Source organism: Paenibacillus sp. J31P316, from assembly GCF_056269105.1.
Genome location: NZ_JBWDNI010000004.1, coordinates 199,475 through 215,008, shown reverse-complemented (window position 1 = coordinate 215,008; position 15,534 = coordinate 199,475). Strand labels below are relative to the sequence as shown.

Here is a 15,534-nt window from a genome sequence, read left to right as displayed (position 1 = left end):
CCTCGCATTTCGATTGGTATGTGATTGTCATTCGACTGGCAGCAGTTGCTGCAGCTAATAAGAAATTTTCCCCATCACGACCGGACGCGCCGCGCCCGTGACGCTCGGCAGATTGTTCGCCCGCCGCGCGATCGCATAGTCGGCCAATAGCGCGAACGCCACCGCTTCCTTCGCGTCGCTGCTCTGCCCGATGTCCTCCTGGATCAGCACTTCCACGCCCATCGGCGCCATCTCTTGCTTCAAGAACCCGATCAGCGAAGGGTTGTAACTTCCCCCGCCCCCGACGAGCATCACGTCGGCCGTATGCGAAGGCTGCACGTATCTGCGATACGCGTCACCGATCGACCAGGCCGTCAGCATCGTAACGGTGGCGACCAAATCCTCGGCGGTCAGCCCGTGAGAATCCCGGTACGCCATCAGCTCATCCACGTAGACGGAACCGAACAGCTCTCTGCCCGTCGACTTCGGCAAAGGCAGCGCGTAGTACGCTTCTTCTTGCAAGATTTCAAGCAACTGACGATCCACCTTGCCTGCGCTTGCAATCTCGCCGCCGACATCCATCGTCCGCTCCCCGCCGTACAGCCGGGTAACCACGCCGTCGATCAGCATGTTCCCGGGTCCGGTATCGAACGCATAAACCTCCTCGGGCGTACAGCCCGCGGGCAGGACCGTAATATTGCCGATGCCGCCGATATTCTGGAGAAGCAGCGTTCTGTCCGCTTCGCGGAACAGCCCGTATTCCGTGAACGGCACGAGCGGCGCGCCCTGTCCGCCGACCGCCATGTCGGCGACGCGGAAGTCGGTCACGCACGGAATGCCGGTTCTGGCGGCAATAACCGCGCCTTCCCCGATCTGCACCGTGAAGCGCAGGTCGCGTCCGTCCTCCACATGCGCTTCGGGCGCATGATAGATCGTCTGCCCGTGCGAGCCGATGACCGCAATGTCTTCCGGCTTCAAGCCGGCGGACGCGATCACCGACAAGGCAGCCTCCGCGTACAGCTCGCCTAGCCGGACGTTCATCCGTCCGACCCGGTCGATCGTGGCGCGGGACGGATCGAACAGCTCGAATATCTCGTCGCGTACCCTAGCGGGGAATGCCGTGTTCGCGAAGGCAACCAGCTGCACGTTCGCGAATCCGTCTCCCTCGGGCGCGTCCCCGGCAATTCGGATCACCGCCGCGTCGATCCCGTCGACGGACGTGCCCGACATCAGTCCGACGGCGTAACGTTCCTTGCGCGCCATCGCGCTTTCCGCCGCCATATCAGCCCTTGACCGCGCCTACCGTTACGCCCTCAAGGAAGTAACGCTGCAGGCTGAAGAACAGAATGAACATCGGCAGGGCGGAGATCGTCGCGCCGGCCATCATCGGCGCGAAGAACGTCGTGTTCGCGAACCGGAAGTTTTTGAGTCCGACCTGGATCGTCTGCATATCCATCGTGTTCGTGACCAGGAACGGCCAGAAGAACGTGTTCCAGCTGTCCATGAACGTCAGAATCGCCATGACGGCAAGGACGGTTTTGGACAACGGGAGGATGATGCGCAAGTAAATCTGAAATTGATTGCAGCCTTCCATCTTCGCGCTCTCGATGATTTCCTTCGGGATCGAGGACATGAACTGCTTCGATAGGAAGATGTTATAGACCGTAACGAGGCCCGGTACGATAAGTGCCGTGTACGTATTTTGCAGATTGAACGTGTTGACGATCAGAATATAGAGCGGTACCTGCGTCACTTGGTAAGGGATCATCATCGCGATCAGCAGCAGCGTGAAGAGAAAAGCTCTGCCCCTGAAACTGATTTTGGAGAAGGCGTAGCCCGCCATGCTGGCGAAGATGACGTTCGATATCATGACGCTTCCGGCGACGAGCAGCGAATTGCCGAGCCAACGGAACGAATACTCGCTGTAATCGAAGAAGAATTTATAAGAAGCGAACGAAATCTTGGACGGCCAGAGCGAGTAGCTCATCGCGCCTGCTTCGACCGGGTCGCCCAGCGAAGAGATGACCATGAAGTAGATCGGGAAAATCGTAGCGAGCGCGAACAGCAGCAGCAGCCCGATGATCGTTCCGTTGCGGAGCAGCTTGGCTTTGCTCCGGTCCGGGTAGTTTCTGTACAGCGACATATGCGAACCTCCTTCCTTAATACTCCACTTCTTTGCCGAAGAACTTAAATTGAATCAAGGCGACAACCGCGATCAAACCCGCGAGCAGCAGCGATTGGGCAGCCGCTTTGCCGAACTCGAAATATTTGAATGCATTGTTGAAGATCAGTAAGCCGACCATCGTCGTTGCGTTATCCGGTCCGCCGCCTGTCATCAGATACGCGTTCTGGAACACCTGGAACGACCCGATGACGCCGGTTACGAGCAGGAAGAGCGTCGTCGGCTTCAAGCAAGGAATGACGATATACCGCAGCTTCTGCAGGAAGGTCGCGCCGTCCAAATCAGCCGCTTCGTAATAGCTGGTGTCGATGCCGAGCAGCGCCGCCAGATAGATGATGATGCTCGTGCCGTGGCTCGACAGCCAGGCCATGAATACGAGAGAGAACATTGCCGTGCTGCTGGAGCCCAGCCAGTTCTGATTGCTGATGCCGAAGAGCGAGATCAATTTATTGAAGATCCCGGAATCCATCGGATCGAAGATCCACAGCCATACGACCGACAAGGCCACCCCGGAAGCTACCGCGGGCAAATAGTACACGGCTTTGAACGACGTTTGCAGCCATTTCTTCAGAGGCAATATGAGAATCGCCACCGCAAAGGAGAGCAGCAGCGCTACGGGCACGGTTAGGATCGTATAAATAATCGTATTGCGAATGGATTTCCAGAAAAGCGCGTCCTTGAACGTTTCGGTGTAATTATCGAAACCGATGAACGTGGAACCCAGCGGCTTGTAATCTTGAAAGCTGATGATGAACGCACTGGCGACAGGATAAGCGGTGAACAATGCGAAGACGACGAGCGCCACCGCAATAAAGGCATAGCCCCAGCCGTTATCGCTCTCTAGCCGGCGTCTGAAAAAAGATTTCTTGGATGGATTCATAAGGCAGCACCTCTTTTCCACTATCGAATCGATGACCATGTGATAAAAAAGATTTCGGATAGCCCCTCAAAGTCAAGAGGCTATCCGAACGGGAAGATTACTCCTTGACGACGCCGTCTTCACCGAACGTATCGATCGCTGCTTTCTTCACAGCATCGTACATGTCTTCAGGAGAGATTTCGCCGGCCAAGAGCGCCTGCAGCTTCGGAACGATGACTTCGTCTTCCAGCTTGATCGCTTTCGCGCCGAGCTCGACCGGGATGTCGGGACGCGCAGGAGCCGCATGGGAGAGAAGCACGCTCACGGCAGCAACGTTATCCGGATTACGGTTCGTCGTCATGCCTTCGGCAGCTGTTTTGCCGGATTTCGTAATGTTGGCTACGAACAGGTCGTTATTCGTCGTTGCCGCTACTTTGCCGCTTGCAAGGAAGTAAGCCGCTTTCACGACGTTCGCTTTGTGCTCGGCGGATGGTTCTTTCTTGCCGCGGAACGTGACGTAGCCGTCTACCGCTACGGTCGTTACCGGCGGTTGTCCCGCGAACGAAGGAACAGGAAGGACGATATAGTCCGTTTTGATGCTGCCTTTGACAGCACTGCCGTCGTTTGCGTCGATTTTCTCATTGTTTTTATTCGCGGAGTTCTCGAACGTCGCAAGGCCTTTACCCGTGATCATCGTTTGGCCCGTCAGGAACATGTTCCAACGTTTGCCCGCATCGACGGAGCTGAGCTCTTTCGGCATGGAACCGTCGTCGATCAGTTGGCGGATGCCTTTCAGCACTTCCAGGTAGTTTTTGCTCGTGTATGCATATTTATTGTCCGTCGTGAACGCGTTCGGCATGCCCGCGCCTTTCACCAGAACGCCCAAGTAGTCTTTGGAAGCAACGCCCGCCGTCGCGAACACGAAGCCGTAACGGCTCGTTTTGCTGCCTTCCTTCACGACGCCCTTCTTGATGGCTTCGCGGAACTCGTCGTAGGTCCAGCCGTTCTTCTGCACGTTCTTGTAGTCGATGCCGGCCTTCTCGAGGAATTCTTTGTTGCCGCCCAGCGCATGGGCTTCCATATAAGCCGGGAAGCCGTAGATGCCTTCGCCGTTCTTCATATATTCAAGCGGCGCCGTATCGAAGTCGGAGATCATGTCCGGCGTCGCCGCATCCTTGATATCCATCAGCATGCCTTGTTGCACGTACTTGGAGATGCCGTCGGAACCGATGAACGCGATATCCGGCGGGCTGCCCGCGTTCACTTGCGTGTCCAGCTTCTGCGTCATGTCTTCCCAGCTTGCAGGCTCGATTTTGAGCGTCAAGTTCGGATATTTCGCATTGAAATCTTTGGCCATTTGATCGAAGTTCTCTTGATATGTCGGAGATACAGGGGGCAGCAGCGCCGTGATGGTGTCTTTCGCGCCTGCCGCGTTGCCTGCATTCGAAGCGCCGCCGGCGTTGTTCGAACCGTTATCGTTATTGTTGGAAGAACAGGCTGCCAGCGTCGTAACGGATAAACCGATTGCCAATACGGATGCCAAAACGCGAGATTTCGTCTTCATATGAATATCCTCCTTAAGGATTTCAGCATTATAGTGTCCTGTTCAGTGCTCATTAACCGATTTGGGTGCAATTGCGAATCGCTTTCTTCAAGCTGCCTTCGCTTCGTTCGAGTTCACGTTCTGCTTCCGCATCATCTAATCCGGTAAGAATCATCATGATGGCCAGTTTGCAATTCATCGAAGCCCGCTTCAAGAATTTCTCCGCCGTCTCCGCATCCTCGCCGGTAGCGGTTTGGATGATCCGGATCGAACGGTCGTTCAGCTTAATGTTGCTCGCCTTCAGATCGACCATCAGGTTGTTGTAGGTCTTGCCGAGCTTCACCATCGTACAGGTGGACAGCATGTTGAGCACCAGCTTCGTTGCCGTACCCGACTTCATTCGCGTCGAACCCATGATCACTTCAGGTCCGACGACAGGCGCGATGCATACATCGCAGACTGCTTCAAGCTTGGAGTGCTTATTGTGCACGACGCCGATCGTCGCCGCACCGAGCTCGGAAGCTCGTTTCAAGCCGGCAATGACGAAGCTTGCGCTGCCGCTTGCCGATATCCCGACCACTGCGTCTCTCTCTGTAATGCCGCAGCGTTCAATGAGTGCAACCCCCTCCTCTGCGTTGTCTTCGAATCCTTCCACGGCGACCCGCAATGCGATATCCCCGCCCGCGATATGTCCTTGGACGAGCGTTGCATCCGTACCGAACGTTGGCGGAATCTCCGATGCGTCGAGCACGCCGAGCCTGCCGGACGTACCTGCGCCGATGTAGAACATTCTCCCGCCGTTTTTCAGTTTTTGATGCAAAATATCAACCGCTTTCACGATTTGCGGAATTTCCGCATCGATCGCGGCAGGCACCTTCTGGTCCTCTTGATTTAAGAGTCGGAGCATCTCCTCGGTGGAGCATTCGTCGATCATCCCAGTTGCATGGTTAATCTCCTCCGTAGTCAATCCCGCTAAATATTCGTTCATAACCATTCTCCTACCCTTGATGTCGTGATGTCAGGTTATCTAACACACTTATTCTTTCTAAGACCCATATTAAACTTCTGCGGCTCGATCCGTCAATAGATTCTGAAATAAAATTTTATACTAAAATTAATATTTGTTTTTTTATTTTGGGAAATGGCGTAAAAAAAGACATGTTCAGCCGTAGCTTGCCCATGTCTCTGCGTATTATGACCATTTATTTGCGGTGCTTGCCCGCAAGAATATTGTGCGTCTTCGTCAGAAACTTCTTCACGTTCTGATACTCGGCGCTCGCTACGCCGGCGAACAGCATATCAATGACGGTGAGCATCGCGATTCTCGAACCCATCGCGCCGCTGCGAATCGTGAGCTCGGGCGTGGAGATACTAAGCAGGATATCCGACTTGTCCGCCAGCTCGCTCTTATTATACTTGGTGATGGAAATCGTCGTCGCCCCGTTCTTCTTGGCAACCTCCAGCGTTTCCAGAATCTCCGCCGTATCGCCGGAATTGGAGACGAAGAACGCCACGTCGCCTTTGCCGAGCAGCGTCGCGGCCGTCAGCTGGCTGTGGCTGTCCGTATAGGAATGACACATCTTATTAATGCGGCTGAACTTCTGCTCCGCGTCCTTGCAGACGATACCCGAAGCCCCGACGCCGAAGAAGATGATTCGGCTGCTCTCGCGCAGCACCTTCACGGCCTTCGCCACTTGATCGCGATCGATGACGCTGAGCGTGTCTTCGATGGACTTCATGTTGTTGCGCGCTATATTGGAGATAATAATGGACAGATCGTCGCCGGGCTGGATATCGGTATACTGATCCTTCGTCTCTTCGTCCCTGGAACCCAGGGAAGCCGAGATGCTGACGATGAAGCTCCGATAGCCGCCGTAACCGAGCGTCTTGCAGAAGCGCAGAACGGATGCATCGCTCGTCTTGCTCATCTGGGCAAGGCTCTTGATCGAGAGATGCGGTACTTCTTCGGTATTCTCCAATATAAAATCGGCAACCAGTTTCTCAACGGGCGTCATGCTGTCCTTCATGTCCCGAATCTTAATCAAAATGTTGTCGTTTATCGCCATTATCGACCCGCCCTCGTCAAATTCACTATTATCTTACGGGTATTCCCCCTAAAATACAAGGAATAGTTACACCGCGTGTCATGGTTTCGAAGTCCATTATTAGAAATTTTATTTCAAAACAAATTTTTATTATGGAATTAAAAATCTATTTTTTATTGTTGCCCAGTCTCCTGCGTGCTATAATGGGCACATAAAAATAACGTGCTTTACGACTCCAACCAAGAGGTGGTTCCCATGAAGAAAGAAAGCATCAAAATCGCCATTATCGGATCCGGCAGTACGTATACCCCTGAATTGATCGAAGGCATGATCAAACGCAAGGACGTGCTCCCGATCGGCGAGCTCGTGCTCATGGATATCGACGATCGCAAGCTGCAAACCGTAGGCGCCTTGTGTCAGCGCATGATCGAAGCCGCAAACATTCCTTGCCGCGTCGTCATGACGCATGAGCTGGACGTCGCGCTTCACGATGCCGATTTCGTCCTCGGCCAAATCCGCGTCGGCAAGCTGCCTGCGCGCGTGCTCGACGAGAAGATTCCGCTCAAGTACGACATGATCGGCCAAGAGACTTGCGGCATCGGCGGTTTCTTCAAAGCCATGCGCACCATCCCGGTCATGCTGGACATCGCGGCGCGGATGAAAGAGCTTTGCCCGGACGCCTGGCTGATCAACTTCTCCAATCCGGCGGGCATCATTACGGAAGCGATCCTGAACCATACCGGCGTCAAAATGCTCGGTCTCTGCAACGTGCCGTACAATATGTTCAAGAGTATTCGCGAATCGCTCGATCTCGACCATCCGAACATCGAGTACATCGGCCTGAACCACCTGAGCTGGATCACGGGCATCGAGCAGGACGGCAAGGATTATCTGAAGACCGCCCTGGAAATGGGCCTGAACAGCGAGACGATGAAGAACATTCCGGCGAGCGGCTTCAGCAAAGAGCTGATCCAAATGGCGGGCGCGATTCCGTCCTCGTACCTGGAATATTACTACTTCAAAAACAAGAAGCTGCAGGTCGTGCGCGACATGGAACTCTCCCGCGGCGAGAAATGCATTCAAATCGAGGAAGAGCTGCTCGACATCTATTCCGATTCCGAGCTGCATTCCAAGCCCGAGCTGCTCTCGACCCGCGGCGGCGCCAATTACTCCGAGGTCGCCATCAGCCTCGTGGACGCGATCTATAACGATAAGCAGGAGGTTCACGTCGTGAATTTGCTTAACAACGGCGCCCTTGATTTCATGGAAGACAGCGACGCCGTCGAAGTATGCGCGGTCGTCGGCAAGGACGGCGCGAAGCCGATCCGGATCGAAGGCTTCGACAACCAGCATATCATCGACTACATGCGGATGGTGAAAGCTTACGAGCGCGAGACCGTAGAAGCCGCCGTAACCGGCAGCGAAGACGCGGCGATGCGCGCCCTGCTCATGAATCCGCTAGTCGGCGACTACAACGCGGCCAAAGGCGCGTTCGATGAATTGAAGGAAGCGCACAAAGAATATTTGCCGCAGTTCTTTAAGGAAGAAGCGAAGAAATAATGGAACGTTACATTATCGGCGTCGATGGCGGCAACAGCAAAACCGACTATTTCCTGTTCGATCTGCAGGGACGCTTCGTCGATCATCTGAACGCAGGCACCTGCAGCCATGAACAGTATTCGGACGGCTACGCCAGCGCTTACCGGGTCATGAACGAGAAAATCGGCCAGCTGCTCGACCGCAACGGGCTGACGATGGCGCAAGTCGCCGCAGGCGCATTCGGCTTGGCCGGCGCGGACACGCCTTCCCAGAAGGCGCAGCTGTGCGCGGTCGTCGAACGGCTGGGATTCACCAACTATGCCGTCGACAACGATTCGTTCTTGGGCATTAAGGTCGGGAGCGAGAAAGGCTACGGCATCTGCTCCATCAACGGCTCCGGCACCGTTGCCGGCGGCATCTCCCCGAGCGGGCGCCGTCTCCAAATCGGCGGCATCGGCAGCGAGCTGGCCGGCGATGAAGCGGGCGGCTTCTATCTCGGAAGGAAGGTACTCCGCGCCGTATACGACGCTCTCTATCGGCTCGGTCCGCAGACGTCTATGGCGGAGCCGGTCATGGCGCTGCTCGGCGTCCCTGCCAAGGAAGCCTTCATGGAATTCGCAGTGGAAGGCACCGTGAACCGGACGCTGCCGAATACGGAGTTGATCCGGATTCTGTGGCGTGCCGCCGAAGCCGGCGACCCTGCTGCCTTCGGCATCGTCGATAACTCCGCGAGACAGTTGGCCCAGTCGGCGGCGGGATGCCTGCATCACTTGGACTTCGACGGCGAAGCCGAAGTCGATGTCGTGCTCGCCGGCTCCGTGTGGGTGAAGGCGGATCGACCGCTGCTGTTCGAGCGGTTCAAGCTGCACTTCTCCGAATTGACCGCTCAGCCGTGCAGGTTCATCATGCTGCAGGAACCTCCGGCGACCGGGGCGGTGTTATGGGCGCTCGAGCTCGCGCATTGCCGTCCGGTCGATGCGGATATGCGCCGCAGCGTAATCGAGAGCGTTCGACAACTGCAGTAGCAATAGAAGCTAGCATTAGCGCCGGCAATATCATAGCATTAAGCTGCAACATAACTGCGGCAAAGGCGCTTGTCCGAATTGACAATCCAATCACCATCGCGCAGCACCAGCACCAAAAAACCGTTCCTACGAAGAAGGCGAGAGCCCTCATCCTTCGTCGGAACGGTTTTTTCCTTTCTTCATCGCTATTTCCCCAGCGGAAGCCTCACCGTAAATGACGTTCGCCCTTCATCGCTCGCCGCGGCAATCGAGCCATGATGCAGCTCGACGATGTTCTTCGCGATCGCGAGGCCGAGGCCCGAGCCGCCCGTATTCCGCGAACGCGAATGCTCGCCGCGATAGAACCGCTCGAACAGCAGCGGAATGCTCGATGCCGGCAAAGGCTCGCCGTAGTTCGCGATCTCGACGACGACTTGCCCGAAGTCGCTCCAAGCCGCGATATCGATCCGCCTGCCGTCCTTGCCGTACTGGATCGCGTTCACGATCAAGTTCTCGAACACCCGGACAAGCCTGTCCCCGTCCGCATCCACGATGATCGGATGATCGGGGAGAGCCAAGACGCACTCCATGCCGGCCTGATCGAATTGCAGCCGGAATTGGGCTGCAAGCTGCCCCAGCATCTCGACGATATTGATCGGGGACAGCCGCAGTCCCATTCCGCCGCTCGTCCTCGTGAATTCGAACAAATCGTTGATCATCGTTTTCAGGTGCAGCGATTTCTCGTAGGCGATTTGAACATATTGCCTCAGCTCCACTTCATCCCGGTAACGGTCCTCCTCGATCAGTCCCAAATATCCGACGATGGACGTCAGCGGCGTGCGCAAATCATGGGACACGTTCGTGACCAGCTCGACCTTCGTCCGCTCCGCGCGCCGTTCCTCCTCGATGGACAGCTTCAGCTGCGCCGTCATGGTATTGATATTGTCCGCCAATGCCGCAAGCTCGTCGTCTCCCCGAATCGGAAAGCGGTAATCGAAATTCCCCCCTGCGATCCGCTCGATCCCCTGCGAGATGTCCATCAGATAGCGAATGGTTGCATGGCTGAGCGCGAAGAAATAGAAAATAAACAGAATGAGACAGACTGCGGTAAACGTGAGCGGAGCGCCGAGCTCCGACTCCAGCATCCGCAGAAGAGCGCCGATGTATGGAAAATTCATCCGGTATGCGGCGAGCGCGGCCAAGCCCAACATGCCGGCCGTCAGCGCAGACGCCACCGCGCTTACTCCGAACAAAAACAACATTTTGAAACGAAGGCTCTTCCACGGTTTACGGATCAATTTTGTACCCTACTCCCCATACGGTCTGGATAAGCTTGACGCCGCCCAGCTCGCTCTCCAATTTATCGCGAAGCTTGCTGATATGAACCATGACGGTATTGGTGGACTCCAGAAACTTGTCCTTCCACACGCCCTCGAAAATCGCCTCCGCGCTGAACACCTGCCCCGGATGGCTCGCCAGCAAATACAAGATATCGAACTCCGTCGACGTCAAATTCACGTTTCGGTCCTCCACCGTGACCGTGTGCGCCTTCTTGTTGATTTTCAGCGCATGCAGCTGAATTTCGTCCTGCTCCTGCGCCGGTTGAATCTGCGCGTTCAAATAATGGGATCTGCGCAGCAGCGACTTCACTCTCGCGAGCAGCTCGAGGGCGTTGAACGGCTTGACCATATAATCGTCCGCTCCCGTCGTCAGCCCCAAGATCTTGTCCATGTCTTCGGCTTTGGCGCTCAGCATCAGGATTGGAATGCCGTACGCCTCGCGCACCGCACGGACGACCTCCAGGCCGTCCATCTCCGGCATCATGACGTCGAGGACGATCAATTGGATCGATTCCTTGGCGATCACGTCCATGGCCTCGCGGCCGTTGCTCGCCGTCAGCACTTGATATCCTTCGTTGGTCAAATAGATTTTGATCAGCTTGGCGATCTCGAGATCGTCGTCGGCGATCAGGATTTGTATCGGCATCATAGTCTCTCTCCGTCTTGTTAAGGTTTGACTCCACGCGTTAGTAGGTACAGCTTATCAGAAAATATCCCCGCAACCGACCCCGCAAAACCACAAATAAGAAAATCTTAAGGATTCCTTTATAGCGTCTTACGAACTTCCCCGGCCCAACGCGTTATCTTGGAGATAGAGCAACGGACAAGAAACCTATCGGAGGTCAACCAACATGAAAACCAAGCTATACGTTCTATACGGCGGCAGATCCGTCGAACACGAAGTGTCTTTGAAAACGGCGGTCACGGTCCTTCTATCCATCGACGAAAGCCGCTTCGAGGTTTATCCCGTTTACATTACGCGTGACGGCTTCTGGTGCACGCCGGGCCGACTTGCCAAGGAGGGATTGACGGTCGAGCGGTTGATTGCGCAGCCCGAGTATCGGGACCCCGCTCGATCGATCGGCGAGATCCTGTCGGGCGTCATGGCGCTGCCCGGACCGAAAGTCGTTCTGCCGCTCCTGCACGGCTCGAACGGCGAGGATGGTACGGTGCAAGGCTTGATGGAGCTGCTGAACGTTCCATACGTCGGCAACGGCGTACTGGCATCCGCGCTTGCCTTGGATAAGGCGATGTCGAAGGAAATTTTGGCCCAAGCCGGCATTCGCCAAACGGACTACCGGGTATGCCGCTTCGACGAGTGGAATGCGGATGGGCTGGCAGTGGCGCGCGATGTCGAGGCAACGATCGGCTATCCGTGCTACGTGAAGCCGGCCTCCCTCGGTTCCAGCATCGGCATCAGCAGATGCACGAACCGCGAAGAACTGCGGGCCGGCGTTCAAGAGGCCTTCTCCTACGATAAGAAGCTCGTGTTCGAACGCGAGGTGGCCGGCAGGGAAATTCAAGTGGCCGTCCTCGGCAACGAGAGGCCGCTGGCTTCGCTCCCTGGCGAATTCATCCATGACCATACCTTCTTCGATTACGAATCCAAGTACATGGACAAACGGCTGACGATGTCGATTCCCGCCGAAATATCCGCCGCCCAGACCGAGCGGATCCGCGAGCTGGCAATCCGGGCTTATCAAGCCCACGGCTGCGAGGGCCTTGCCCGCGTCGATTTCTTCCTGGACGCTGAAGGCGAATTGTTCCTGAACGAGATCAACGCGCTGCCCGGATTCACGAATTTCAGCATGTACCCCGTCATGTGGGAGCGTACCGACGGAACGTCCTACGCAGCGCTGATCGAACGGTTGATCGGTCACGCCGTCGCGCGTCATGAAGACAAACAAACGATTCGCTATTCGAGGTGAGCGAGGTGAGCGAAGTGGACGGAATGCTAAGAGAAACGTGGGCCGAAATTAGTTTGGGCCGCATTCGCGAGAATATGCTGAAGATTCGCAAGTCGCTGCCGTATTCAGTCAAGCTGATGGCTGTCGTGAAGGCGAACGGGTACGGGCACGGCGACATCGAGTCGGCAGCGGCGGCGGAACAGGCAGGGGCGGATTACTTGGCGGTCGCCTACTTGGAGGAGGCGCTCAAGCTGCGCAACGCAGGCACGAAGCTGCCTATTCTCGTATTGACGCCTATCCGGCCGGAGCAGGTGCAAGCAGCGGTGGAGCACGACTTAACGTTAACCGTCATGAGCGCTCGATGGTTTGCCGAGATGCGGGCCTATAAGCCTTGCGCTTCCGCTGGAAAACTTCGGGTTCACGTGAAAATGGATACGGGACTCGGACGGATCGGCATCCGAATGAAGAAGGAATGGGACGAGCTCGTTCCTTGGCTGCGCGTCAAGGATATCGAGGTGGACGGCTTCTATACGCATTTCGCGACGGCGGGGGAAGCCGATACGACCTTTCTCGAGCGGCAAGCGGCGCGCTTCATGGAGATGAAGCAATGGGGACGCGCCTCGGGCTTGGCAATCCGGCATTATCATTGCGCGGGCAGCGCCGCGGCGCTCCGATTTCCGCATCTCGCGATGGATATGGTCCGGATCGGTGCGGCGATGTACGGCTACTATCCGGAGAAGCTCGTGCATTCCGTCAAGCTGGAGCCGGCCTTAAGTCTTCATAGCCGTCTGATCCACGTGAAGAAGCTGGCTCGAGGGGAATATCTCGGCTACAACAATTCGTACCGGGCCGATGAAGACGAATGGATCGGGACGGTGCCGATCGGCTATGCCGACGGCTGGACGCAGCGGATGCAGGGCACGGACGTGCTGATCGAAGGCCGGCGTGCGCCGATCGTCGGCAAAATCTGCATGGACCAGCTGATGATCAAGCTTCCGGGACCGTGCGCGGAAGGCGCGTTAGTCACCTTCATCGGCACGCAAGGCGAGCAGCGGATTACGTTCGCGGAGCTTGCCGCCCATATCGGAAGCGTCGCGCAGGAAATATCCACGTCGATTGGCGTCCGAGTTGAACGAACGTATACCGATAACGAGGAGGTTCTCACGAGATGGGATACCCAGACCATACAGAACGACATCAAACCGAACGCTATCAAGCCGAGCAGCAGCAGACAGACTGTCTGCCAATCGGTCGTCAACCGACAGGCCGCCATTTAACCGATAAGACCGTTCAAGCGGCTAATTCCGCGATTCACCAGGGCTATTTGGTCTTGATCAATCCTGAGCATCCCATAAGGGAGACGATCTCTTCCGACAGTTTGCTGCCGCTGCGTGCGGTTCCTGCTATCCATGCGCTGAGCGATGACATTCGGTTGGAACGGACCAGTTTGCGGCAATTGGCTGATCTGCTTGAGGCCTGTCAGGGGATGAGCGAAATTGTGGCCGTCAGCGGCTATCGGACCAAGGCGGAGCAGGAGGAGATCTATGCATCTTCATTAGCCGATAACGGCGCCGAATACACCGCATGCTACGTCGCGTTGCCGGATCGGAGCGAGCATCAGACGGGGCTGGCCATCGACGTCGGCAAGCTGAACAAGGACGTGGATTTTATCGCGCCGGCCTTCCCCGACACCGGCGTCTATAAGAGCTTCAAGCAGCTTGCCGCCCGGCATGGCTTCATTCAACGCTACAAGGAAGGCAAGGAATCGTTAACCCGGATTTCCTGCGAGCCTTGGCATTTCCGGTATGTCGGCTATCCCCACGCCGAGATCATGGAGCGGAACGATTGGTGTCTGGAGGAATATATCGATGTGCTCGAAAGCTTCCCGTTCGAGGATGAACATCTTGTGTTCGAGGATGAGTGGTCCGTCGCAGAGATTTATTATGTAGCGGCGAACGCGGGGCAGTCGACGTCCATTCCCCTGGTCCAATGCGATCGCTACCACTTGTCGGGCAATAACAGGAATGGATTCATCGTGACCGCATTTCGGGATAAAGGGCTTGAGGCTTATGTCTAAGCCGAATTACGGCGGGCTCGATTGGATCAAATTCGTTGCCGCCATCTTAGTCGTAGCCAATCATACCGGTCCGCTTCTCTCTTACAGCGACACGGCCGATTTTCTGATTAGCAATCTGCTTACCCGCATTGCCGTTCCGGTCTTTTTCATGACGGCCGGATTTTTATTTTTCCGCAAGCTGACGGACGACCCGTTGAAGAACCGACAAGCGCTGCGGGGGTATTTGAAGCGAACCTGGAAGCTGTACGCGACCGCGATTGTGCTGTACATTCCGCTGAATATCTATACCGGTTATTTTTCCGATTCCTTCACGGCATATTCCTTGATCAAGGATATCGTCTTCGACGGGACTTTCTATCATCTGTGGTATTTGCCGGCGTTACTGCTGGGCCTGCCGATTACGGTCTTGCTGTACCGGAAAACGTCTCTCAAAACCATGCTGGCTGTCGCGGGGTTCTTGTACATCGTGGGGCTGTTCGGGGATAGCTACTATGGACTCATACAGGACAGCAAAGGGATCGTCCATGCGTATGACGGCATGTTCGCCCTATTCGATTACACGCGCAACGGACTATTCTATGCTCCTATTTATTTGGCGCTCGGGGCTTGGGCAGCCAAGGGGAAGCCTCCGGCGAGAACGCCGTTCGCCAATGCGGTTTTGTTTGCCGGTTCGCTCGGCATGATGTTCGTGGAAGGGTCGCTGCTGAACGCGGCGGACATGCCAAGGCATGACAGCATGTATGTGTTCGCCCTGCCCGCCACGTATTTCTTGTTCCATTGGGCGATGCAGTGGAAGGTGCAATCCAACAAAACGTTCCGAGAATGGCGGGTATGGATCTATATTTTGCACCCGATCGCCATCGTGCTCGTTCGCGGAGCCGCGGAGGCCACGAAGCTGGAACGGCTGTTTATCGCGAACAGCCTGCTCCATTTTGCCGCTGTCTGCCTGTTGTCGATCGGCATGGCCGCTGCTGCGGTGTGGCTGATCGCGATCAGGCGGAAATTCCGGCCGGCTCGCTCCTTGTCGTCGCGATTAAGCTAGGACCAAAGGCACCCGAT

General features: G+C 56.0%; 14 protein-coding genes. 6 read left to right on the top strand and 8 right to left on the bottom strand.

Features of this window, described 5'->3' with window-relative positions; translation table 11 throughout:
• Positions 1 to 54: 54 nt before the first annotated feature.
• The 6 genes from AC0YNU_RS16380 to AC0YNU_RS16355 all read right to left on the bottom strand — a co-directional run bounded on the left by AC0YNU_RS16380 (position 55) and on the right by AC0YNU_RS16355 (position 6,629).
• Positions 55 to 1,260 (bottom strand): anhydro-N-acetylmuramic acid kinase, encoded by a 1,206-nt coding sequence (locus AC0YNU_RS16380; protein ID WP_475758362.1) that lies wholly within the window; start codon positions 1,258 to 1,260, stop codon positions 55 to 57.
• A 1-nt stretch (position 1,261) separates the two neighbouring features.
• Positions 1,262 to 2,122: a carbohydrate ABC transporter permease gene (locus AC0YNU_RS16375; protein ID WP_475758360.1), complete on the bottom strand. Its 861-nt coding sequence runs from the start codon at positions 2,120 to 2,122 to the stop codon at positions 1,262 to 1,264.
• Between the two features lie 16 nt (positions 2,123 to 2,138).
• On the bottom strand, positions 2,139 to 3,041 hold the full coding sequence (locus AC0YNU_RS16370) for a carbohydrate ABC transporter permease (RefSeq protein ID WP_475758358.1): 903 nt from the start codon (positions 3,039 to 3,041) through the stop codon (positions 2,139 to 2,141).
• Between the two features lie 97 nt (positions 3,042 to 3,138).
• Complete coding sequence (locus AC0YNU_RS16365) at positions 3,139 to 4,584, bottom strand: ABC transporter substrate-binding protein (RefSeq protein ID WP_475758356.1); 1,446 nt, start codon at positions 4,582 to 4,584, stop codon at positions 3,139 to 3,141.
• 52 nt (positions 4,585 to 4,636) lie between these two features.
• Complete coding sequence (murQ, locus tag AC0YNU_RS16360) at positions 4,637 to 5,551, bottom strand: N-acetylmuramic acid 6-phosphate etherase (RefSeq protein WP_475758354.1); 915 nt, start codon at positions 5,549 to 5,551, stop codon at positions 4,637 to 4,639.
• 214 nt (positions 5,552 to 5,765) lie between these two features.
• Positions 5,766 to 6,629, bottom strand: a complete 864-nt coding sequence (locus AC0YNU_RS16355) for a MurR/RpiR family transcriptional regulator (RefSeq protein ID WP_475758352.1) — start codon at positions 6,627 to 6,629, stop codon at positions 5,766 to 5,768.
• A 234-nt stretch (positions 6,630 to 6,863) separates the two neighbouring features.
• On the opposite strand from AC0YNU_RS16355, the gene AC0YNU_RS16350 reads away from it, so the two are divergent.
• Positions 6,864 to 8,168, top strand: coding sequence for a 6-phospho-beta-glucosidase (locus AC0YNU_RS16350; RefSeq protein WP_475758350.1), 1,305 nt, complete (start codon positions 6,864 to 6,866; stop codon positions 8,166 to 8,168).
• Positions 8,168 to 9,172, top strand: coding sequence for an N-acetylglucosamine kinase (locus AC0YNU_RS16345; protein WP_475758348.1), 1,005 nt, complete (start codon positions 8,168 to 8,170; stop codon positions 9,170 to 9,172). Before AC0YNU_RS16350 ends, AC0YNU_RS16345 begins: the two co-directional genes overlap by 1 nt.
• Positions 9,173 to 9,357: 185 nt before the next feature.
• On the opposite strand, the gene AC0YNU_RS16340 is transcribed toward AC0YNU_RS16345, so the two are convergent.
• Both AC0YNU_RS16340 and AC0YNU_RS16335 read right to left on the bottom strand, forming a co-directional pair.
• On the bottom strand, positions 9,358 to 10,449 hold the full coding sequence (locus AC0YNU_RS16340; protein ID WP_475758346.1) for a sensor histidine kinase: 1,092 nt from the start codon (positions 10,447 to 10,449) through the stop codon (positions 9,358 to 9,360).
• Entirely contained in the window at positions 10,439 to 11,140 is a 702-nt protein-coding gene (locus AC0YNU_RS16335) for a response regulator transcription factor (RefSeq protein WP_475758344.1), read from the bottom strand. Before AC0YNU_RS16335 ends, AC0YNU_RS16340 begins: the two co-directional genes overlap by 11 nt.
• A 202-nt stretch (positions 11,141 to 11,342) precedes the next feature.
• On the opposite strand from AC0YNU_RS16335, the gene AC0YNU_RS16330 reads away from it, so the two are divergent.
• From AC0YNU_RS16330 to AC0YNU_RS16315, 4 genes are read left to right on the top strand one after another with little or no spacing between them, the layout of a single operon-like run.
• Positions 11,343 to 12,419 carry a D-alanine--D-alanine ligase family protein gene (locus AC0YNU_RS16330; RefSeq protein ID WP_475758342.1) on the top strand — a complete coding sequence of 359 codons (1,077 nt, stop codon included), beginning with the start codon at positions 11,343 to 11,345 and terminating at the stop codon, positions 12,417 to 12,419.
• A gap of 23 nt (positions 12,420 to 12,442) precedes the next feature.
• The gene (gene alr, locus AC0YNU_RS16325; RefSeq protein ID WP_475758873.1) at positions 12,443 to 13,675 is read left to right on the top strand and encodes an alanine racemase; all 1,233 of its coding nucleotides are present in this window, start codon (positions 12,443 to 12,445) and stop codon (positions 13,673 to 13,675) included.
• Positions 13,567 to 14,475 carry a D-alanyl-D-alanine carboxypeptidase family protein gene (locus AC0YNU_RS16320; RefSeq protein WP_475758340.1) on the top strand — a complete coding sequence of 303 codons (909 nt, stop codon included), beginning with the start codon at positions 13,567 to 13,569 and terminating at the stop codon, positions 14,473 to 14,475. The genes alr and AC0YNU_RS16320 overlap by 109 nt, the downstream gene beginning before the upstream one ends.
• On the top strand, positions 14,468 to 15,517 hold the full coding sequence (locus AC0YNU_RS16315; protein WP_475758338.1) for an acyltransferase: 1,050 nt from the start codon (positions 14,468 to 14,470) through the stop codon (positions 15,515 to 15,517). Before AC0YNU_RS16320 ends, AC0YNU_RS16315 begins: the two co-directional genes overlap by 8 nt.
• The last annotated feature ends 17 nt before the right edge of the window (positions 15,518 to 15,534 follow it).